The organism is Pseudoalteromonas sp. MMG022, assembly GCF_021654245.1.
Taxonomy (GTDB): domain Bacteria; phylum Pseudomonadota; class Gammaproteobacteria; order Enterobacterales; family Alteromonadaceae; genus Pseudoalteromonas; species Pseudoalteromonas amylolytica.
The window spans coordinates 157,070-177,218 of the sequence record NZ_JAKFZQ010000007.1; the positions used below are offsets into that span (position 1 = coordinate 157,070).

The 20,149-nt window shown below is 45.2% G+C and carries 18 protein-coding genes; 8 read left to right on the forward strand and 10 right to left on the reverse strand.

Going from position 1 to position 20,149, the window contains the following annotated elements; genetic code table 11:
* The first annotated feature begins 129 nt into the window (after nucleotides 1-129).
* From L1070_RS08780 to yjjG, 3 genes are all read left to right on the forward strand, one after another.
* Nucleotides 130-1,029: a phosphoribulokinase gene (locus tag L1070_RS08780; RefSeq protein WP_237125276.1), complete on the forward strand. Its 900-nt coding sequence runs from the start codon at nucleotides 130-132 to the stop codon at nucleotides 1,027-1,029.
* 67 nt (nucleotides 1,030-1,096) lie between these two features.
* Nucleotides 1,097-1,663, forward strand: a complete 567-nt coding sequence (yjjX, locus tag L1070_RS08785) for an inosine/xanthosine triphosphatase (RefSeq protein ID WP_237125277.1) — start codon at nucleotides 1,097-1,099, stop codon at nucleotides 1,661-1,663.
* Nucleotides 1,653-2,333, forward strand: a complete 681-nt coding sequence (gene yjjG, locus L1070_RS08790) for a pyrimidine 5'-nucleotidase (protein WP_237125278.1) — start codon at nucleotides 1,653-1,655, stop codon at nucleotides 2,331-2,333. The genes yjjX and yjjG overlap by 11 nt, the downstream gene beginning before the upstream one ends.
* A 63-nt stretch (nucleotides 2,334-2,396) precedes the next feature.
* Here yjjG and rlmB read toward each other — a convergent pair whose 3' ends face one another.
* Nucleotides 2,397-3,137 carry a 23S rRNA (guanosine(2251)-2'-O)-methyltransferase RlmB gene (gene rlmB, locus L1070_RS08795; protein WP_070986295.1) on the reverse strand — a complete coding sequence of 247 codons (741 nt, stop codon included), beginning with the start codon at nucleotides 3,135-3,137 and terminating at the stop codon, nucleotides 2,397-2,399.
* Nucleotides 3,138-3,142: 5 nt separating this feature from the next.
* Entirely contained in the window at nucleotides 3,143-5,617 is a 2,475-nt protein-coding gene (gene rnr / locus L1070_RS08800; RefSeq protein ID WP_237125279.1) for a ribonuclease R, read from the reverse strand.
* A 177-nt stretch (nucleotides 5,618-5,794) separates the two neighbouring features.
* Here rnr and L1070_RS08805 point away from each other — a divergent pair, with 177 nt between their 5' ends.
* The 3 genes from L1070_RS08805 to L1070_RS08815 all read left to right on the forward strand — a co-directional run bounded on the left by L1070_RS08805 (nucleotide 5,795) and on the right by L1070_RS08815 (nucleotide 8,674).
* Nucleotides 5,795-6,691 carry a DMT family transporter gene (locus L1070_RS08805; RefSeq protein ID WP_237125280.1) on the forward strand — a complete coding sequence of 299 codons (897 nt, stop codon included), beginning with the start codon at nucleotides 5,795-5,797 and terminating at the stop codon, nucleotides 6,689-6,691.
* Nucleotides 6,657-7,352 (forward strand): glycerophosphodiester phosphodiesterase family protein, encoded by a 696-nt coding sequence (locus L1070_RS08810; protein WP_237125281.1) that lies wholly within the window; start codon nucleotides 6,657-6,659, stop codon nucleotides 7,350-7,352. Before L1070_RS08805 ends, L1070_RS08810 begins: the two co-directional genes overlap by 35 nt.
* Nucleotides 7,353-7,468: 116 nt before the next feature.
* Entirely contained in the window at nucleotides 7,469-8,674 is a 1,206-nt protein-coding gene (locus tag L1070_RS08815) for a methyl-accepting chemotaxis protein (RefSeq protein ID WP_237125282.1), read from the forward strand.
* Nucleotides 8,675-8,694: 20 nt separating this feature from the next.
* Here the strand turns inward: L1070_RS08815 and epmA are convergent, their stop codons facing one another.
* Nucleotides 8,695-9,669: an elongation factor P--(R)-beta-lysine ligase gene (gene epmA / locus L1070_RS08820; RefSeq protein ID WP_237125283.1), complete on the reverse strand. Its 975-nt coding sequence runs from the start codon at nucleotides 9,667-9,669 to the stop codon at nucleotides 8,695-8,697.
* An 84-nt stretch (nucleotides 9,670-9,753) separates the two neighbouring features.
* Nucleotides 9,754-10,320, reverse strand: a complete 567-nt coding sequence (gene efp / locus L1070_RS08825) for an elongation factor P (RefSeq protein ID WP_070986301.1) — start codon at nucleotides 10,318-10,320, stop codon at nucleotides 9,754-9,756.
* Nucleotides 10,321-10,361: 41 nt separating this feature from the next.
* Between efp and epmB the strand changes: the two genes are divergently transcribed.
* The gene (epmB, locus tag L1070_RS08830; RefSeq protein WP_237125284.1) at nucleotides 10,362-11,375 is read left to right on the forward strand and encodes an EF-P beta-lysylation protein EpmB; all 1,014 of its coding nucleotides are present in this window, start codon (nucleotides 10,362-10,364) and stop codon (nucleotides 11,373-11,375) included.
* 21 nt (nucleotides 11,376-11,396) lie between these two features.
* On the opposite strand, the gene L1070_RS08835 is transcribed toward epmB, so the two are convergent.
* Entirely contained in the window at nucleotides 11,397-11,606 is a 210-nt protein-coding gene (locus L1070_RS08835) for a hypothetical protein (protein ID WP_070986303.1), read from the reverse strand.
* A gap of 71 nt (nucleotides 11,607-11,677) precedes the next feature.
* On the opposite strand from L1070_RS08835, the gene L1070_RS08840 reads away from it, so the two are divergent.
* A complete protein-coding gene (locus tag L1070_RS08840) occupies nucleotides 11,678-11,971 on the forward strand; it encodes a prephenate dehydrogenase (RefSeq protein ID WP_237125285.1) in 294 nt (97 codons plus the stop codon).
* Between the two features lie 56 nt (nucleotides 11,972-12,027).
* Here L1070_RS08840 and L1070_RS08845 read toward each other — a convergent pair whose 3' ends face one another.
* The 5 genes from L1070_RS08845 to L1070_RS08865 all read right to left on the reverse strand — a co-directional run bounded on the left by L1070_RS08845 (nucleotide 12,028) and on the right by L1070_RS08865 (nucleotide 20,125).
* A complete protein-coding gene (locus tag L1070_RS08845) occupies nucleotides 12,028-12,516 on the reverse strand; it encodes a DUF3016 domain-containing protein (RefSeq protein WP_237125286.1) in 489 nt (162 codons plus the stop codon).
* Nucleotides 12,517-12,706: 190 nt separating this feature from the next.
* Nucleotides 12,707-15,778 (reverse strand): efflux RND transporter permease subunit, encoded by a 3,072-nt coding sequence (locus L1070_RS08850; RefSeq protein WP_237125287.1) that lies wholly within the window; start codon nucleotides 15,776-15,778, stop codon nucleotides 12,707-12,709.
* On the reverse strand, nucleotides 15,775-16,839 hold the full coding sequence (locus L1070_RS08855; protein WP_237125288.1) for an efflux RND transporter periplasmic adaptor subunit: 1,065 nt from the start codon (nucleotides 16,837-16,839) through the stop codon (nucleotides 15,775-15,777). The genes L1070_RS08850 and L1070_RS08855 overlap by 4 nt, the downstream gene beginning before the upstream one ends.
* A gap of 183 nt (nucleotides 16,840-17,022) precedes the next feature.
* The gene (locus L1070_RS08860; protein ID WP_237125289.1) at nucleotides 17,023-18,927 is read right to left on the reverse strand and encodes an FAD-dependent oxidoreductase; all 1,905 of its coding nucleotides are present in this window, start codon (nucleotides 18,925-18,927) and stop codon (nucleotides 17,023-17,025) included.
* 157 nt (nucleotides 18,928-19,084) lie between these two features.
* The gene (locus L1070_RS08865) at nucleotides 19,085-20,125 is read right to left on the reverse strand and encodes a S66 peptidase family protein (protein WP_237125290.1); all 1,041 of its coding nucleotides are present in this window, start codon (nucleotides 20,123-20,125) and stop codon (nucleotides 19,085-19,087) included.
* Nucleotides 20,126-20,149 lie beyond the last annotated feature (24 nt).

Below are 20,149 nucleotides of genomic sequence, written 5' to 3' on the forward strand. Positions count from 1 at the left end.
GGTCCTTGTTGTTTTTCTTTTATCATACCCAGATGCGCATTAAACCACAAAACTTGCTATTCGCGTCGCTTCGAGTAACAATCGAATTCAACCATTTTGTTAAAATTTTGAGAATGTCGAGGCGTCACTATGTCCCAAAAACACCCAATTATAGCTATTACCGGTAGTTCGGGGGCAGGTACCACAACGACTACTAACGCGATAAAACATATATTTCGAAGCTTAAGTGCCAACGCTGCATTTATTGAAGGAGACAGTTTCCATCGCTACACTCGCCCTGAAATGGATAAGCTCAAACGCGAAGCCTTGCAAGAGGGAAAACACATTAGCTACTTCGGCCAAGAAGCCAATGACTTTGCCGCATTAGAAGAACTCTTTAGTCGTTATGCTGAGCATGGTGATGGCAAGATAAGGCGCTATCTCCACACCTTTGACGACGCTGTGCCATACAACCAATTGCCCGGCACTTTTACGCCTTATCAGGATCTAGAAGCCAATACCGATGTCCTTTTCTATGAGGGGCTCCATGGTGGCGTTGTGACCGAAGAACATGATGTTGCCAAGCATGTGGATTTGCTCATTGGCATGGTGCCAATTATCAACCTTGAATGGATCCAGAAGCTCATTCGTGATACTAACGAGCGTGGTCATTCTAGAGAAGCGGTGATGACTTCAATTGTGCGCAGTATGGATGATTATATTAACCATATTACACCACAGTTTTCCCGCACTCATATTAACTTTCAGCGCGTCCCCACTGTTGATACTTCCAACCCTTTCAGTGCAAAGGATATTCCGTCGCTGGATGAAAGCTTTGTGGTGATCCGTTTTCGCGGGATCGACGACGTTGATTTTCCCTATTATCTGCAAATGATCGATGGCAGCTTTATGTCTCGGATGAATACGCTGGTTGTACCCGGCGGCAAAATGGGTTTGGCGATGGAGTTGGTACTGACGCCTCTTATTAAGGACTTATTGGTTAAAAAGCGAGCATTAGAAAACATGGCCCCAATCGACTTACCTATTTAACTTGCCTGCGCTTTTTGTGCCAATTACACTAACTCCCCCCTCTTTTTGCCGCAGTAGGGAGTAAGTGATGGCACAAAGTAAAACGTTGACAGTTCTAGTAGGGTCTAAAAACCCAGTTAAAGTAAACGCCGCAAAACACGTGATTCAGGGTTACTTCCCTGACTATCAAGTCCAGTGCTCAGGTTTGCATGCCCCCAGTGGTGTACCCGAGCAGCCCCTTGGTGAAGATGAAACACGCTTCGGCGCACAAAACCGAGTGAGTTACTTACAACAACACCACCAGGCTGACTTTTATTGTGCGATGGAAGGTGGTGCCCATCAATTCAGTTATGGACCCGCAACCTTTGCTTATGTGGTCATAGCAAACGACCAATATACCAGTGTCAATCGCAGCAGCAACCTACCGCTGCCTCAAGCTATTTATGATGCTCTTGTGGCGGGTGAAGAGTTAGGTCCTGTGATGGACCGCGTATTTAATACCACCAATATCAAACAAAAAGGTGGCGCTATTGGTTTATTAACCAATCACGTTGCAACCCGAGAAAGCACCTACACCCAAGCTTTGACACTGGCTATGGCACCTTTCTTACACCCTCATTTATACATGCAGCAAGCGATTCAAGATGAAGTATAGCCATATACTATTTGACGCCGATGAAACCTTATTTAGCTTCAATGCATTTTTAGGTTTAAAAACCCTATTTGCACAATACGGTGTTGAATTTACCGAGCAAGATCACAAAGAGTATCAAGATGTTAATGCGCCGCTTTGGCTTGATTACCAAGCAGGGAGAATTAATGCAAAAACACTGCAAGTCACGCGGTTTTCAAAATGGGCTGAGTGCCTTAAAGTGCCCGCTGAGCGCTTGAATGAGGGTTTTTTAGAATCCATGGCCAGTATTTGTGAACCCCTGCCTGGTGCCCGCAATTTACTCACTCATTTAAAAGGCAAAGCAACACTTGGGATCATCACCAATGGCTTTGCCGCACTGCAAGAAAAACGTCTGGCTCACACTGGGCTGAGTGACTGCTTTGACTGCTTGGTCATCTCTGAGCTTGTGGGCACAGCCAAGCCAGACCCATATATTTTCGCCCACACACTGTCTTTGTTGGGTAATCCTGACAAAAGCAAAGTCTTGATGGTGGGTGATACGCCCAGCAGTGACATTCTCGGCGCTAATCAATTTGGTATTGATAGCTGCTGGTTGCAACACCCAGGAAAAACCTGCCCTGAAGGTGTAACACCAACCTATACAATACAGTCATTAACTGAGTTGGAAGCTATTTTGGGCACAGATCATTGATTGAACCACAGTAGAAAATAAAAAGCGCAGTAATGACTGCGCTTTTTCTCATACTGATTACTTTTAAAGCGCGCTACGCTGCCTGAGTACTTCAAACAGGCAAATTCCAGTGGCAACTGATACGTTCAAGCTAGACACCGTGCCAACCATCGGAATTTTCACCAAAATATCACAATGTTCTCTTGTTAGGCGACGCATACCGTCACCTTCGGCTCCCATCACAATCGCGATAGGCCCTGTTAGGCTTGCATCAAACACACCTGTATCCGTTTCACCCGCAGTGCCCGCAACCCATACCCCTGCTTCTTTAATATCACGGAGTGTGCGCGCTAGGTTGGTCACTTGAACCAATGGTACGGTCTCTGCAGCTCCACAGGCAACTTTACGCGCTGTACCATTGAGCTTGGCCGATTTATCTTTTGGCACTATGACCGCGTGTACACCTGCTGCATCGGCACTACGTAAGCACGCGCCTAAATTATGCGGATCAGTCACACCGTCTAGCACCAAAAAGAATGGGCTCGATTCTCTGGCAAGTATCTCGTCTAAGTCACGCTCGTTGTAAGTCCGCGCAGCTTTAACATTGGCGATGATACCTTGATGCTGCTCACCATTTGCCTTGTTATCCAGCGCCTTTCTTTGCATAAACTGCACTGAAATACCAAACTTTCGAGCTTCGTTGATCACTGGGTTTAAGCGTTTATCTTCACGTCCTTTGAGCGCGTAAATTTCTAAAAAGCGCTCGGGTTCCTTCGCTAAAATTGCTTCAATTGAATGAAACCCAAAAATTAATTCGTTACTCACCTTAGTTATGCTCCAGAGCTATTCTTAGTGCGTTTTCTCGCGTTTTTACCCGGCCTTTTTGCCTTACTTTTTTTGGCTTTGGTCTTAGCCTTTGGCAACTCAGCCGCTGCTTTTTTCGATTTTTTGAGTTTGCCCTTTGGGGTTGTTTTCTTACCCTTCTTGGGTTTACGTTCGTCTTGTTTGTCTTGGTCAGAGCCACCCTTGCCGGGGATCTTGCCTGCTTTTAACTGCGCCCTTACGCTGCTAAATGCAGGTTTTTCTTCTGATTTTACAGACTTATTACGGCGTCTTGCATAACGATCGGGTAACTGCTCACCCGCCATAGCCAAGTTGATGCGCCGCTCATCCAAGCTCACCGACGCTACCACCACTTTTAATTTATCGCCTAAGCGATATACCTGACGGCTATGCTCACCAACCAAACAGTGTTTGGCACCGTCAAAATGGAAATACTCTTGCCCCAATGTAGAGATATGGATCATGCCATCAATTTGCAAGTCATCAAGGCGTACAAACAGACCAAAAGTCGTCACCGAAGAGACCACCCCTGTAAACTCATCTCCCACGTGATCTTGCATAAACTCACATTTGAGCCAATCTGCTACTTCACGCGTCGCGTCATCTGCTCGGCGCTCCGTGGTTGAACATTGCTCACCTAACTGGTCAACTTCATCATTATCGTACTCATATGCACCAGAGGTACGCTGGCCTTGTTTGGTCAAGATGCCTTTAATTGCTCTGTGCACAACTAAATCGGGATAACGACGAATAGGAGACGTAAAATGCGCGTAAGCATCCAACGCCAGTCCGTAGTGACCAATGTTATCGGGTTGGTAAACCGCCTGTTTCATTGAGCGAAGCAACATGGTTTGGATCAACTCTTGCTCTGGCCGCTCACCGAGTTGGTTCAGCGCTGCAGTCAATTCTAACGGCGAGGGATCATTTGGCAGTAAGCTTTCAATGCCCAAATCATTTAAGAATTGTCTGAAATGACTCAGCTTTTCCTGATCCGGTTCATCGTGAACACGGTACAGTGCGCAAGCTTCGTGCTTTTCAAGCAACTTGGCCGCCGACACATTGGCCAAAATCATACATTCTTCAATCAGTTTGTGGGCATCATTACGAACTAACGGAACGATGGACTCTATTTTTCGATGAGCATTGAACACAAACCGAGTTTCTGTGGTTTCAAACTCAATTGCGCCACGGGTTTGCCTTGCCGATTTGAGTGCCATGTACATTTGCTGCAAATCACTCAGATGAGGTACCAAAGACGCATATTGTTCTCGCAGCTGCTCATCACCTTGTAAAATGGCATGAACCTTAGTGTAGGTCAGTCTAGCGTGAGAGTTCATTACCGCCTCATAGAAGCGATAACCTGATAAACGCCCCGCCTCGGAGACGGTCATTTCTGCAACCATACATAAGCGGTCAACTTCTGGATTCAATGAACATAAGCCATTAGACAAAACTTTAGGTAGCATGGGGATAACTTGTTCAGGAAAGTATACCGAGTTACCGCGCTCAATCGCCTCTCTATCAAGTGCACTGCCTTTAGGCACATAATGAGAAACATCTGCGATGGCAACCCATAAACGCCACCCTCCCGACTTTTTGCGCTCACAAAAAACCGCGTCATCGAAGTCCCGAGCATCTTCACCATCTATGGTCACTAACGGCAAGTCTCTTAAATCTACTCGGCCCTTTTTGTCAACGTCTTCAACTTCTTCACCATGAACAGCTACCTGAGCCAAAACTGACTCTGGCCAAATATGTGGAATATCATGGTTACGCAGCGCAACTTCGATTTCCATTCCAGGCGCCATATGCTCACCGAGTACCTCAATCACCTTACCTACTGCATTCATTTGCCTGCTTGGGCTTTGCGTGATCTGCACTTGTACCATTTGGTTGTGTCGTGCACCATTCTCACTGCCAGGTAGAATGATAATATCTTGGGTAATGCGTGGGTCTTCAGGAACCACGACCGACGTACCGTGTTCGACGAAATAGCGCCCCACGATAGGTGTGCGCTCAGCCTCTAGTACTCGCACAATACGTGCCTCTACCTTACCACCCGAACCACGACTGGCCGCTTTTGCCAACACAATGTCACCATGTAACACGCTGTTCATCTGGTGCTTGGCAATAAACCAGTCTTTTTCTTCGCCTTCCACAGCCAAAAAGCCAAAGCCATCACGATGACCGATGACGCGCCCCTTCACCAAACCATCATCGGTTGGGATCACATAGCGCTTGAACTTGTTAAAGTGTAACTGCCCGTCACGCTCCATAGCACGCAGACGACGTTTAAACGCGACTTGGCGTTCATCATCCAACACGTTAAGACTATTACAGAGTTGACTAAAGGTGGTCGCTTTGTCGGCAGTTTTAATATGCTCTAATATAAATTCGCGACTCGGTACTGGATTTTCGTATTTGTCTTGCTCTCGACGGAGATGAGGATCCTGTTTTGACATTCACTAGCTTGTTAATTGAGTTATGTTGTTATTTTAACCCAAAACCCGCTAATGAGACAGCCACTGGGTATGAAAGTTTTATTTAGCTGTGCGCAGGTCGGTTTCGCCAGATTGGTAAGCATTTTTACTTATCCACGTGATACACTGCCTGTTCATTAAAACTACACGATATTCATCATGCGCCCAGAACAAACTTCCCTTGTTTATCTTCACATCGCCGTGTTGCTATTTGGTGGTACCGCACTGTTTTCAAAGCTGATTAACCTATCTGCGTTAGATATCACTGTCTACCGCACTGCTGTGGCTTTTGTGGTATTGGCAGCACTGCTTAAGCTCAGTGGTAAACAGCTACGCTTGGCAAGTGCTCGCGATTACCTTATCGCCGTGCTGCTAGGAATTGTTGTGGGTCTTCATTGGGTGACCTATTTTGCTGGCATGCAAATGGCGGGCATTGCCACGGGGATCATTGCGTTTTTTACTTACCCTGTGATCACCGTGTTTTTGGAGCCCTTGTTCACCAAACAGCGCATAAAAAGCAAAGATATTTTCAGTGCACTCATCGTACTATTTGGCATCTATTTACTTATTCCTGAAGCCAGCATAGGTAATCAAGTCACCTTGGGGATCATCACAGGGGTGTTTTCTGCTGCCTTGTTTGCGACGCGTAACCTACTGCAAAAGCGTTTTTTCGCCACGTATAGCGGTCCACATACCATGTTTTATCAGACCCTCACTGCCTGTGTGATGCTTGCCGCTTTTGTGGAAGTAGAGCCCAGCGCACTGCCGAGTCAAGATGTGTACTACATCTTATTAGCAGGGGCTGTGTTTACCGCCATCCCACACGCATTGTTTGCCAGTAGTCTAAAACACTTATCCGCCACAACTGCTGGATTAATTTCTTGCTTACAGCCCTTGTATGGGACGCTATTGGCCTTTATGCTGTTGGCAGAAAAACCAACAATTATGACCTTGCTCGGCGGGCTGCTGGTGATAAGCGCAGCGTGTTTTGAAACTTGGTCTATCACGAGGAAAAAGCCACATGCTAGTATTCGCGCATCGGGGTGCCAGCGGTAATTACCCCGAAAATACTCTCAGTGCTATTCGTGCCGCTTTGCAAGCCGATGTCGATGGCATTGAACTTGATGTGCAAAGTTGTGCCAACGATTACGCTATCGTGCATGATACATGGCTCGATAGAACCACCAACGGTATCGGTAAAGTAAATCAAACCAGCTTGCAAGAAATCCAGCTACTGGACGCCGGCAATGGTGAACATATTCCTTGCTTGCAGCAGGTATTTGATGAGATTGGTCAGCAAACCATGATCAATCTTGAGCTTAAACACACATTTGGTTTGGATCAGTTCGTTGCTTGTATTGAGCACAATGTACAACAAGGCGTTATCAACAGAGAGCAATTATTGGTTTCATCATTCGACCACCATCAACTTGTTTGGCTTAAGCAAAACATGCCTTGGGTAAAAATTGGCGCACTCACAGCATCTATTCCGCTGAATTATGCCGAGTTTGCACAACGGCTGCATGCCTACAGCATCCACATGGACAAAAACTTCATCAACCACCAATTCGTAGATGATGCAAAACAACGAGGGTTAAAGGTTTTTGCCTACACGGTCGATAAGCAGCAAGACATCGAAGATATGCGCGCGTTGGGCGTGGATGGTATTTTTAGTAACTTTCCTTGCTACGCAAAAATGATTTTATCGCGTTCTTAGCATATATTATTGATTAAAGAAGTATTTGTGTTTTACCCACTTGCGAGCATTGAGCGATGACCAAGTGCTCTCAATAGAATAAACATGGATATAAAGAGCAAACAATGAGTCTATACATGCGCTTATATAATCAAATTGAACAAAGCTTTTTCTACACCCTATCACGAAAGATCTTTGGCAACTTAAGTTTCGTCTTTGCCTTTCAAGTCATCACCTTGATTTGGCTTTACAATGAGCTTGATAGCAACAACAGTAGCTTAGGTTTATTTTGGTTAATGGCGCTAGGCGCTGTGGGTGGCTTTATATTTACACTTTTTTATATGCGCTTTTTGATTGTGCGTCCTGTCAGGGCAATGCGCGATAGCCTACAACAAGCAAACCGACAAGATGGTAATCTCAATGCCACATTACCTAAATTCACCTATGATGAATTCAGAGAATTAAGCGATCAATACAACACCTTTACCCAGCATCTACGTGAGTTACTGGAAAAAACCTATGAAGGTGCACAAAGTGCCGCCACCAGCAACTATCAAGTCACTCATTCTATGGGACAAACCGCAGAATTTGGTGAGCAGCAAATTAACATGAGTGACTCTATCATTGCTGCCAGTGACCAAGTGACCCACAGCCTACAAAGCATTGTTGCCAATACCGATCAGGTATATCAGGCCAACACCGAAAGCCTACAGTTTGTGAGAAACTCATCACAGGCGCTGGCCACGTTGGTCGGTGAAGTAAAACAAATAACCGTATTGCTGGGTAACTTTTCAAGTACTGTATCTGGATTGAAAGAAAACAGTGAGAATATTCGCAGCATACTTAAAATGGTCGAAGAGTTTTCTGACCAAACCAACTTGTTAGCTTTAAATGCAGCGATAGAGGCTGCCCGCGCAGGGGAAGCGGGTCGTGGCTTTGCTGTAGTTGCCGATGAAGTACGCAGTCTGTCGGTTAAAGTGAATAATGCGACTAGGCAGATCAGTGACTTTATAAATCAAATGAATAATTTAGTGGGTGAGACTAATCGTGAGTCAGAGCAGTTGATCAGCCATTCACAATCTGCCGAGCAAGCCATTAGCGAGACCTCCAAAGGCTTCGCTGACATGAGTCATGATTTTGAACGCAACCAAGCACAGCTTGAGCAAATTGCCAGTGCGGTTCACCAACTAGAGTCAACTCAAGCTCATACCCACGAAACTGTTCAACAAATTGTCGCTCTGGCTCAGCAAGCAAAAACACAAATTGACTCTGCGCTTAGCGATTGCCAACGCGCACAGCAGTTAACCGAAACTACACAAAAAGAACTACAAAGATTTGTTTGATATGAATTTGCTGTTGGCCGCTAGGCACGCCCAACAGCAAATGAGATAACCTCATCAATTCGGTTTTTATCCAACGCCAGCATGATTAATCTATCCACGCCTAATGCCACACCAGAACAAGCTGGCAAGCCTTGCTTTAACGCTTCAATAAAGTGTTGATCAATGGCCACTTGAGGTAGTCCCATTTGTGCACGCAGCTGGTTATCCTGCTCAAAACGATGTGTCTGTTCGTTGGCATCCGTCAGCTCGTTGAAGCCATTTGCCAGTTCCATGCCTCGATAATACAATTCAAACCGCCCAGCTACACGCGGGTCTTGCTCGTTGAGCTTGGCTAATGCCGCTTGTGAGGCTGGAAAATGATACACAAAACACGGTGCATCGATACCAATTTTTGGCTCAATTTGCATACAAAACAGCAATTGTAACAAGGTATCTGGGTTTGTTTCTGTCGCAGCAATATCTGTATAGCCGTGTTCACTGGCGCACTGCTTTAACTCATCCAAAGATGCACTTAGTGGGTCTAGCCCCAACACGTCCATAAAGGCTTGCTGGTACGTCATACTTGTACATGGTCGGCATTTTAGTACCAGCTGCATCAGTTGATCTATTTCATCCATTAAATCAAACTCATCAAAGCCTGGGCGATACCATTCGAGCATGGTAAATTCAGGGTTATGGTGACGACCTGATTCTTCATTGCGAAATGCCTTGGCAAGCTGGTATATCGGACCGCTGCCAGAGGCCAGCAATCGTTTCATCGCAAACTCGGGGGAAGTTTGTAGATATAGATCCTGCCCTTGATGATTACCAGGCCCAACAAAGCGAGTTTTAAAGCTGACTAAATGCACATCTGTCACACTGGCACCACACATACTGGGGGTTTCTACTTCCAATACCTCACGCTTTGCAAAAAACGCTCTGATGGTGGCTAAAATCTTAGCACGCTGTTTTAAAGTTGATATATCGGCACTGGGTGCCCAAAGTTGCTCTGGCATTACACTCTCTCACTAACCAAAAATCCCAGCAATAGCTGGGATTTTTATGCCTGTGTGTCTAAAATTCAGACAAGTAATTTAGAATTACTTCACACGGCTTACGTATTCACCGGTACGTGTATCAACACGGATAACTTCACCGATCTGTACAAACAATGGTACTCGTACCACGGCACCTGTTACTAGTGTTGCAGGTTTGCCACCAGTACCAGCCGTATCACCTTTTAGGCCCGGATCCGTTTCAGTGATCTCAAGCTCAACAAAGTTAGGGGGTGTTACCGCAATAGGGTTGCCGTTCCATAACGTGATGGTACATACATCGTTTTCTACTAGCCATTTTACGTTATCGCCCACTGCTTTCTCATCAGCGGCGATTTGCTCAAATGTCTCATTGTTCATGAAATGCCAGAACTCACCATCTGTGTACAGGTAAGCAAGATCGGTATCCATTACGTCTGCGCCTTCAACCGAATCGCCAGACTTAAAAGTTTTCTCTAACACTTTACCAGAGATCAACTTACGGATCTTAACACGGTTGAACGCTTGACCTTTACCAGGTTTAACCATTTCATTTTCCAAGATGGCACAAGGTTCGCCATCTAACATAATTTTTAAGCCGCCCTTGAACTCGTTGGTGCTATAATTCGCCATCGTATCCTCTAATCATCTTTTATCGAGTAATAAACCTGCTAATGATACAAACAAATGAAGTAAATTTGCATAGTAACTGGCAAAAAGAATTGGCAAATGTAGTAACTTGCCCACAAACCTTACTCAATATGTTGGGTTTAGAGTCGCATTTTGACACAAAAGACCTCGAAGCGAGACGTTTATTTCCTGTTCGTGTTCCCCTGCCGTTTATAAAAAAAATGCGTTATGGCGATGCCAGTGACCCTTTACTGTTACAAGTCATGCCCGTGCATCAAGAGTTTTTGGCTAAAGCAGGGTTTAATAAAGACCCTCTACAAGAGCAGCAAAGCGCGCAGCCTGGGCTGTTACACAAATACCGTTCACGTATTTTACTGATGTTAAAAACAGGTTGTGCGGTAAATTGCCGCTACTGTTTTCGTCGTCACTTTCCTTATCAGGAAAACCAACTGAATAAGCGCTCTTTGCTTGAAGTTGTTGAGTATGTAAAACAACACCCGCAGATCAATGAAGTCATCTTAAGTGGCGGAGACCCTCTAATGGCCAAAGATGATGCCATAGCCTGGTTGCTCGACCAGCTTGAACCACTCAAACAGCTCAAACGTTTACGGATCCACAGCCGTTTACCCGTTGTGTTACCATCACGTATTACCGATACGCTGTGTGAACGTTTGGCAACCAGTCGCCTTAAGGTTATCTTGGTGAACCATATTAATCATGCGAATGAAATTGACGAAACGTTTAGCCAAGCAATGCAAATGCTCAGGCGCGCAAAAGTGACTTTGCTCAATCAAGCCGTGTTATTAAAAGGCATAAACGATACTTCAGGGGCACAAATAGCCCTGAGTGAAGCACTATTTGAAGCGGATATCTTGCCCTATTATTTGCATTTGCTTGATAAAGTGGAAGGTGCCAGTCATTTTGATGTACAAGAAACTCATGCCAGAAGTATTATGGCTCAGATGTTAGAAGCATTACCTGGATTTTTGGTACCAAAGTTGGTGAGAGAAATCGGTGGCAAAACAAGTAAGACACCGATTGATTTACAGCTAGATTAACGAGTAAGAATAACGCACGCGTTAAACGTACACGTTAATATTGTTACCTAAAGTTGCTGTGGTTGATTTTGCGGGACTTTGCGCAGCTGCGCTGGACCCAGCGGCTTCAATCAAAGCAAGTGCTGCTCTCCCGTCTGCTTGCTGTTGCTTTTTAGCTAAAGAAGCGCTGTAAACCTCGCCACTTGAGCCTGCACCAGACATCACAGGCAGGTTATTTCCGGAAATATTCATAAGCGTTACCTGACTTTTTAGATGAATCCAAGTAGACTATCGGCCTTTTTAACAATAACTTTAGGAAAAATATGCAAACTATCATTGAAAAATTGAATGAAAACCTAAAAGTTGTTTATCGTCAATCACTTGATGCTGATAAAAAATTAGACGAATTACAGCGCCAAGGTCATGGCAAATTTAAAGCCCTATTTACCGAAGACGCCGGCTTTACCTTTGAAGCAAAGCGCTTTAAACCTTACGTGTTAGACGTAGCTGCTGACGTTGAAGCCCTATCTAAAGCAGAGCAAATTGACGAGCAGAAATTGGCTTTTGTGGTTAAAAAGTTACAGCACTTACTACAACTGCTAGCGACCTTTAAATAATCAGCTTTCTGATTTAAGACAAAAGGAGCGCGCTACAATGAGCGCGCAACCACACTTTATTCCGATTCGATAGCCGACAAGATGGTTTCTGAAAACCATTCGCTGAGTAAACGTTTTTCATGATAGAAGCTTTCCTCATGGCCGATTCTTGCTCGGTCCATGAAGCTCATATCTTTAAGGTTCACATCCGAGTCCGCTAACAGCTTCATCCCCTTGCCATCTACCAAACTGTAACTGATATCAAGGCGGGGAAAATAGATAGGTTTTACAATACGTAAATCATCTGCGTTAAAACGCACGTCCCCTGCTAAATCAATATCATCAAAAGTGACTTCTAGCTTGTAGCCTTCGGGTAGTTGCTCCGCTAGCTTAGTTATATGCTTTTCAAGTTGAGACGCTATCCTTTTATGATAGCTTCCTCTAGCTTCATTAGAGGGTTTCACATCGCGATAATCTTTAAAGTCTTTGAATGTAACTTGCGCCTCTCCAGCATGAACCGCAAAGGTACTGAAGATGCCCACAATTATTGCTACTAACTTATTCATAGTTAAATCTCCTCAAGTCCTCATTACTATTTTTAAGTAATTTAGCTGAATTCATGCTGACCTGTCTTTTAGGTTTACGCTCTTTTACACTTATTTGCAGCAAACCTCTGCGTATTTACAATGCGCTCATTTATAAATAGCGTCCACATCTATTTTCAGGTAACAAACAGCTAATAGTGCATCCTTTTATTTATACTGACGCTTTTTGTTCAGGCACAGAGAACAATAACGCATATAACACGGGCACAACCCCCAGAGTTAACAAGGTTGAAAATAGTAACCCGCCCATGATACTCAGCGCCATGGGCTCCCACATTTCACCGCCGCCTAGATAAAGCGGTAATAACCCCAACACCGTCGTTGCTGTCGTTAATAAAATTGGCCGCATCCTAGCCTGAGAGGCCATAATAATCGCCCCTACCGGATCGTCAGGGCTACTGTCGAGTTCTGTTTTTATTTTCTCGAGCAAGACAATTGCATTGTTGATCACGATACCTGCCAACGAAATGACTCCCAACAGTGTCATAAAACCAAAGAATGACTGGCCGATAAATAACCCAGCAACCACTCCAATAAATCCTAATGGAATAGTGACTAACACCAACAAAGATTTACGGATCGAGTTAAATTGTGCCACCAGCAAAAGTACAATGATCAACACCGCTATCGGTAACTTCTCTGCGATAGATTGATTGGCTTTACCAGATGATTCAGCTTCCCCGCCCAGTTCGTAGGTATAGCCAAACGGCCAGTTTTTTTGTTGCTCATTTAGCCAAGGCGTTAACTGTGCAAATCCTTCGTTGGCGGTAATACCTTGGACTTGAGCGCCCAGTACGATGGACTTGACTCTATCACGACGGAAAATTTGCGCACTTTCCCATACCACTTTAACATCCGCAACCTGCTGTAAAGGAACTGAATTGCCAGAAGCTTGCGAGTACACAGCCATAGCCTTTAGCTTGGCAATGTCCTGTCTGTCAGCCGCAACAGAGCGTAAAATCACTGGAATGGTATCTTCTTTTTCTCGGTACTGAGTCAGCTCCAAACCACTGAGCCCTGTTTGCAAAGAGGTCGCAATATCTTCACTTGATACCCCAGCACGACGTGCTCTTGCTTGGTCGATATTGATCTCTAGTTTTTTAATGGGCAAGCCCCAGTCATCACTGAACGACTTCAGTCCCGGCGTTTGCTGCATTTTGGCTTTTATCTGCTGAGCAATATCCATCAACTGTGCCTTGTCCTCCCCCATGACGCGAATTTCCACAGGGTTTTCAATCGCAGCACCATTTTCAATCTTACGTTGTTTAAGTAATAAATCAGGATGGTTCTCAAAGCCATAGCGTTCAACCTTGGCCATGAGGTCATCAATCAACTTATACGACGTCACAGAAACTATCATTAACGCGTAATTAGTGCTGTTTGGTTCCGGGTTATGACTGAGTAAAAACCTTGGCCCACCATTGCCAATGTAGCTCACCCATTTGGTCACTCCCTCTGGACGCTGCTCATTAACCTGCAACTCATCTTCTAAAAATTTGTCTAGGTCTTTTACCAGTGCCTCTGTACTTTCTAAGCGCGTTCCTACAGGCAGCTCTAATTCGATTTTAAAATAGGCACGATCCGAGGGGGGAAAAAACAACTTAGGTATAAACTGCAAAGCCTGAATCGCTATAACCAGTAACAAAACACTTGCTCCCACCGCTAGCCAGCGATGTTTCATCAAACTCGTTAAGATGGCGCGATAACTTTTATACCAGCGACTGTTAAATGTCTCTTGTTGCTGCGCCTTCACTTTTACAAATTTCACACACAGCATAGGGATCATCGTCAACGCAAGTAGCCATGAGCACAGCAAGGTAATTGTCACCACTTTAAATAAAGACGCGGTGTACTCCCCTGTCGCTGACTCAGCCAAAAAAATCGGCAAAAATGCGGCCCCAGTGGTGAGTGATGAAACTAGTAGTGGGATCTTTAGCTCTTGCGCAGAGTCAACCGCGGCGTCGATTGCACGCCGCCCTTGCTCCATTTGTACCATGATGTTTTCTGACATAACGATACCATTGTCTACCAACATCCCTAAGGCGATGATAAGCGCCGCCAAAGAAATCTGATCGATACTGATATCAAAAAAAGACATCACCAATATGCCAAATACCATACTCATTGGTATTAAACTGGCAACCACACACCCCGTACGCAGGCCCAACGTAAATAACATCACCACTGTTACTACCAAAATGGCCTGTACAAGGTTGGACACAAAGTCATTGACCTTTTTTTCCACTTCCTGTGGTAAAAAAGACAGCAGCTTAAACTCCACGCCGATTGGGTAAACACCTTCCAAACGCCTAATGCTCTGTTTAACCTGCTTACCCAACTCCAGATTATTACCGCCTTTGCGCATCGAAATGCCTATCGTCAACCCTCGCTCACTCTCGACTCTCACTTTCGGCTGAGGCGGTTCAATATGATCTCGATAAATTTTAGCGATATCAGAGAGTAAAATAACTTGTTCACTACCAGGGATATTTATGATGGTATTGGCAATTTCTGACACCGACTCAAAGTTACCGCTAGGCTCGACCACCAGCGTTTCGTCGTTCACATATAAAGTGCCACCTGGGTTGACGATATTGCGGGCTCTGAGCTGCTCTTTTAAGTTTGCAGCAGACAGTTCTAACGCTGCTAAGCGACTATTTTCAAATTCAATGAATACGCGCTGCTCTTGGGTGCCGTAGATTTCAACTTTTGCCGCCTCTGGTAGGCGCAAGAAGGTATCACGTACTTGTTCTGCCACATCTTGCATCTCACGATAGCTGTAGCCTTCGGCTGTTAGCCCAATCACAATCCCAAACACGTCGCCAAACTCATCATTGACTATGGGCGTTTGGCTGCCGTTTGGTAAATCACCTTCAATACTTTGGATCTTGCGCCGCAGATTATCCCAAATCGGGCGCATATCTTTGTAACTTTCTTTGATGTTAACACTGACGATCGACACGCCAGTTTTGGAGGTACTCTTTACAAAGTCTAGTTCGGGGATTTGTTGAACTACCTTTTCAATCTGATCGGTGACCAACTCTTCTACACGCTGTGGGCTTGCACCAGGAAAATAGGTGACCACTTGAGCGGTGCGAATAATAAATCCAGGATCATAATCTTTCGGCATTTTGTTAAATGCCAAGATACCAAACAGCAACATAGAAGCAAAAATAACCCATGCGGTGCGGTCGTTCTCTAGCGCTAAACGAGTAATATTCACGGCTCGCCTCCACTGAACTTAACCATTTGACCATCATTTACCTTACTCATACCGGCCGATACCACTTGTTCACCAGGTGATAAACCACTGATGATTTGAAATCCGTATTTGGTCATCTCGCCCAGTGTTACGGTGGTTTTGTTGATTTTGCCTTTGCCATCACCCACGCTTTCAACAGTCCAAACATAGTTACCGACATCATCTTTTAGCACGGTGTTAATGGGTAGGTAGATAGCTTGCTGATCGGCTGATACTTCACTGGCGAAAACTCTGGCGGTCATACCCGGTAGAATGTTGTACCCTGAGGGCGGACTCATGGCGAGCGTCACTTCATAGGTATTAGTCACCTCGTTGGCTTTGGTGCTGACCTCCACAAAGGTCAGTGGGAAACGCGCATTTTCAATCGCTGAAAACTCAGCATAAATTTGTTTGGGTACATCTTTTGACACCGTGATCATCATGCTTTCAGGCACATTCACTTTTATATTGACGGTTTTGATGTCTTGCAGTGTTGCGATTGACTGCTTGGCTTGAACTTCTTCAAACTGCTCAATGTGTGTACGCGCCACAACGCCGCTGAACGATGCATGCAACGTGGTGTATTCTAGATTGTTTTTGGCGGTTGCCAGTTTGTTTTTTGCGCTGGCGTATTGTAGTTTGAGCTGGTCGTAATCAGACTGAGAAATGGTGCCGGTTTTAAGTAGCTTTTCTGCGCGACCGAAATCAGCACTGGCTTTATCAAACGATGCTTGCGCCTCATCGAAAGCCAGTTTATAGCTGGTGTCATCCAATACCGCTATAACATCACCTTTGTTTACTTCCTGCCCTTGTTTAACGAGTAGCTTCGTCACCTCCCCTGACACCTTAAACGACAACTCAGCAGTATTCGCCGCATCAACCACGCCAGGAAACTCTTGGACGGGCCCCGCATGAAACAGGCCCACAGTGAGTGTTCTAACAGGGCGTAGCTGTGTTGTCTGATCACTTTCTTGTTCTTTTGGACTACACGCGAGTAGTAAACAACACCCACATAACATCAAGCGCTTCTTAACAAGTCCCATCTTAAGCTCCTAGAAGATATGGCGAGTAACGCCAGTTTTTAACGCAAAGTTAGCTTAATAATAGACCAGATAAGCCAAAGCACTTCAAACGTAGGTAATTAATTTAAAGACAGTTTATGAGCTCAGTACCGATTAACTCAGCAAGTGCGCTGCAAGTCACCATCTGCAACTTGCAGCGTACGCTTAAATACCTTCAACCATAAGGCGGGTATCTGGTAGAGAAGATAAATGGGGTATAGCTAAGTCGGGCCGCTCAACACGGCTAATCGCATTGAGTGCTGCAGCAATCGCGCCTTCTTGCCAGCCCGGTAGAGAAGAGAGTTGATCACCAATGACAAAAAAGTTGGGTTGTGTTTGGCTATGACCCGTATGAATACGACTGCCTTGTGCCAGTGTATTAAAGTGCGTTACCGCATTACCCGCATGCTTATCAACCGCATGCCATTGCGCCCAACCACCTTTAATGTAAGGCACATTTTGCCACGCGATTGCAACCCCGAGCTCTAAACCTTCGCCAAAAGCATTGCCAAATAACTTGGCCCCTGCACGCGCCTTTTTCAACCGCTCGTCAATGGCTAACTTGCCCCATTCATAAGCGACCTCTGAAAAGTTATAAGCTCCGGTTAACACACCTTTTTGGTCGTGATAGTCACACGATGGATACCAGATCTGAACAATTTCATCATCGGTCCAAGAAATGCCGCCGAAAATAGGCACGACACCCACTTCTGAGTCTGGCACCGTCAGTACTTGTTCTTGGCAATGAGGCGGCGTTCTCATATCAACTTGGCTGCCTTGCCATAAATAACGATCCGCTTGCCAGCCAACTTTGGTTGTACAGGCGAGAAATTTCTCTTGATACAGTCCTTTATCATCAAAAAACTGCGCACTATACACCGCATGAAGTGCTTGTTTAAAAGGCTTATCTAGTCCTTTATCCGAATGAACATCCTGTAATGATTCATCAAGGATCTCTTTTAAAAACGGCAGCGCCATGTTCACAAAACAGTAGTCGGCGTAGTACACATCCAACTGCGTAGTGCCTATCTTGCTTACTGAAATCTTATATTGCTGGCAATCATTGTCCCACTCGATATGTTTTACTGGGCTATTCAAATGCACGGTGCCACCGAGTGCTGCAACCTGTCGAGCAAACGCATGTTGCACCTGATCCATCCCACCTACAGGTTGAAACAATGTTGCCTGCCATAAAAAGTCTACAGGTTGGTAGAAGCGAGTTTTGTCCCAAAATTGCGAGTCGAGTAAACTATTAAAACTTAAAGGCTCCGCTGTAACGCCGGCCTGTACACCGGGTAGTTCGGTAAAGCCTGCTCGCGTTTTACCATTTTCCAACCCTGCTTGCCCTGCCGTGGTCACATATTTACCATCTTCACTGAGTTCACCAAAGCTTATCATCAGCTCTTTGAGCTGTTTGGCACGCATTGTGATGTCTTGTGGTGCCACCTGACACTCCGTTGCCTGTATCAGCTGTTCAGCGTTGTCATAGACCAATTGTGCGAGCCAGCCACGAGTATTATGATCTAAACGGCGATACACCAAGGGCATACCGTTAAAGCTGTCTTTCATTTGTACCAGATTTGACTCACTGTTCATCACATAAACCTCTACATCAACCCCAAACTGCTTAAGGTATGAAAGTAAACGCTTATGACTTGATGGAATGCGTCCAGGCCCCGCATTGAGATATGGCTGATTATCACCTAGAGGTTGTTGAAAACGGACCACTTGGGTTTGTCCCGGTTTTGACTGAAATAGCTGACTGTCTTGATCTTCTGTGAGGGTATCACCCGTGCGCAAGCTTAAGCAGCGCCCTCCGGTGCGATTTTGTGCCTCCAGTATGGTCACGTCCATACCCGTTTTTTGTTGTAGCAGCTCATAAGCCGCTGTTAATCCAGACACACCTGCACCGATAATAATGGCCTTTTTGCCAGCAAACTTACCAGCGGTAAGCTTGATTGGCCCAGGGGTGACTTTTAGTTGTTGATTGGTCGCACTATCAAGGGCTGCATGTGCTTTAGCCTTGGGGTGGCTATGTAAAAACTTAGCGCGTGATTGATGGTTATCCATGGTTGCTTCCTCCTAGGAAAATATGACAGAACAGTCCGTCATATCGCCGCTACTTTGCGGGTGCATGTAAAGCTAGCTCAGTAATCCCAAAAAGCGAATTACATAGCCTTACATAGAGCAAAGTGCGCCCAAGAAGGAATATTTCGGTTGATTGTACCTAACGCAACCACTGCCTGACACTTCCGATGCCGTTATCAAGGCTCACCTGTGCCATTGCTCCATTGAACAAGGTTAAATTAGGAGGCAAGTGGCCGATGTCCATGTCATAAATCACTGGAATAGAAAGCTCACTTACCACATCCAGCAAAGCTTGCTGTGAACTGATATCCTTAACGCCTTGTTCCATTTGGGCATTTCGTCCTATCAACAAACCATTAATTTGTGAAAACACCCCTTTAAGCTTCAGGCCCAATAAGGCGCGTTTTAATGCGGTGGAGGTCAACTCAGCGTTCTCTAGATACAACACAATACCATCATCACCATAGCGGTGTTGTAGTACGCTTAGGTCACAATATTCACTCCCAAGTAAATGCTGTAGAGTGTCCAAACAGCCACCGATTAACCGACCTCGGATAGTAGCTTGATTGCTGTATGATGTTGTTTTCCATGCATTTGGCTGTGTGGCATTGAGCACTGTATGAGGATTATCCGCAAATGACTTGCCGTGTAATTGGTAGTGACTTGAGGCACGCTGCGCAAAATCATACCCTCGTTGCGCGTGCATCAGATGAGGAATTGTCGCAGCGGTCAATGCCTCTGATTCATTGCCGATGAGCTGCATTAAATTTGCACAGTGCGCGGTGGACCAGCCTAATCGACTTGTCAGTGCTACAGCCACGGTACTGATATCCGAAAAGCCAAATAGCCACTTGGGCTTGGCCGTTTTTAAACGTTCAAAATCTAATAGCGGCAAAACTTCCATGGCAAACTCTCCACCCCAAGGAGGAGCAATGCCATCAATGCTGTCGTCACACAGAAAAGTCATTAACTCTTGTGCTCTGTGCTGATCTGAAGCACTCACATGCTGGTTATTTTCTTTTAAACATTCACCACTGATGACTTCAAACCCGCTATCACGCAGGTAAGCCAACGAAAGCTCTAGGCGTGGGTGAAAAGCCTCACTGACTCCAGCAGAAAATGCCGTGACAGCAATTTTACTGCCCGCTTTTAAAGCCGTTGGGTAAACTATCCTATCCATACAAATTTATGCTCACTTTCTTTT

Coding starts and splice junctions, on each gene's coding strand:
- L1070_RS08780 (WP_237125276.1), top strand. CDS start 130: ATGTCCCAAAAACACCCAATTATAGCTATTACCGGTAGTTCGGGGGCA.
- yjjX (WP_237125277.1), top strand. CDS start 1,097: ATGGCACAAAGTAAAACGTTGACAGTTCTAGTAGGGTCTAAAAACCCA.
- yjjG (WP_237125278.1), top strand. CDS start 1,653: ATGAAGTATAGCCATATACTATTTGACGCCGATGAAACCTTATTTAGC.
- rnr (WP_237125279.1), bottom strand. CDS start 5,617: ATGTCAAAACAGGATCCTCATCTCCGTCGAGAGCAAGACAAATACGAA.
- L1070_RS08805 (WP_237125280.1), top strand. CDS start 5,795: ATGCGCCCAGAACAAACTTCCCTTGTTTATCTTCACATCGCCGTGTTG.
- L1070_RS08810 (WP_237125281.1), top strand. CDS start 6,657: ATGCTAGTATTCGCGCATCGGGGTGCCAGCGGTAATTACCCCGAAAAT.
- L1070_RS08815 (WP_237125282.1), top strand. CDS start 7,469: ATGCGCTTATATAATCAAATTGAACAAAGCTTTTTCTACACCCTATCA.
- epmA (WP_237125283.1), bottom strand. CDS start 9,669: ATGCCAGAGCAACTTTGGGCACCCAGTGCCGATATATCAACTTTAAAA.
- efp (WP_070986301.1), bottom strand. CDS start 10,320: ATGGCGAATTATAGCACCAACGAGTTCAAGGGCGGCTTAAAAATTATG.
- epmB (WP_237125284.1), top strand. CDS start 10,362: ATGATACAAACAAATGAAGTAAATTTGCATAGTAACTGGCAAAAAGAA.
- L1070_RS08835 (WP_070986303.1), bottom strand. CDS start 11,606: ATGAATATTTCCGGAAATAACCTGCCTGTGATGTCTGGTGCAGGCTCA.
- L1070_RS08840 (WP_237125285.1), top strand. CDS start 11,678: ATGCAAACTATCATTGAAAAATTGAATGAAAACCTAAAAGTTGTTTAT.
- L1070_RS08845 (WP_237125286.1), bottom strand. CDS start 12,516: ATGAATAAGTTAGTAGCAATAATTGTGGGCATCTTCAGTACCTTTGCG.
- L1070_RS08855 (WP_237125288.1), bottom strand. CDS start 16,839: ATGGGACTTGTTAAGAAGCGCTTGATGTTATGTGGGTGTTGTTTACTA.
- L1070_RS08860 (WP_237125289.1), bottom strand. CDS start 18,927: ATGGATAACCATCAATCACGCGCTAAGTTTTTACATAGCCACCCCAAG.
- L1070_RS08865 (WP_237125290.1), bottom strand. CDS start 20,125: ATGGATAGGATAGTTTACCCAACGGCTTTAAAAGCGGGCAGTAAAATT.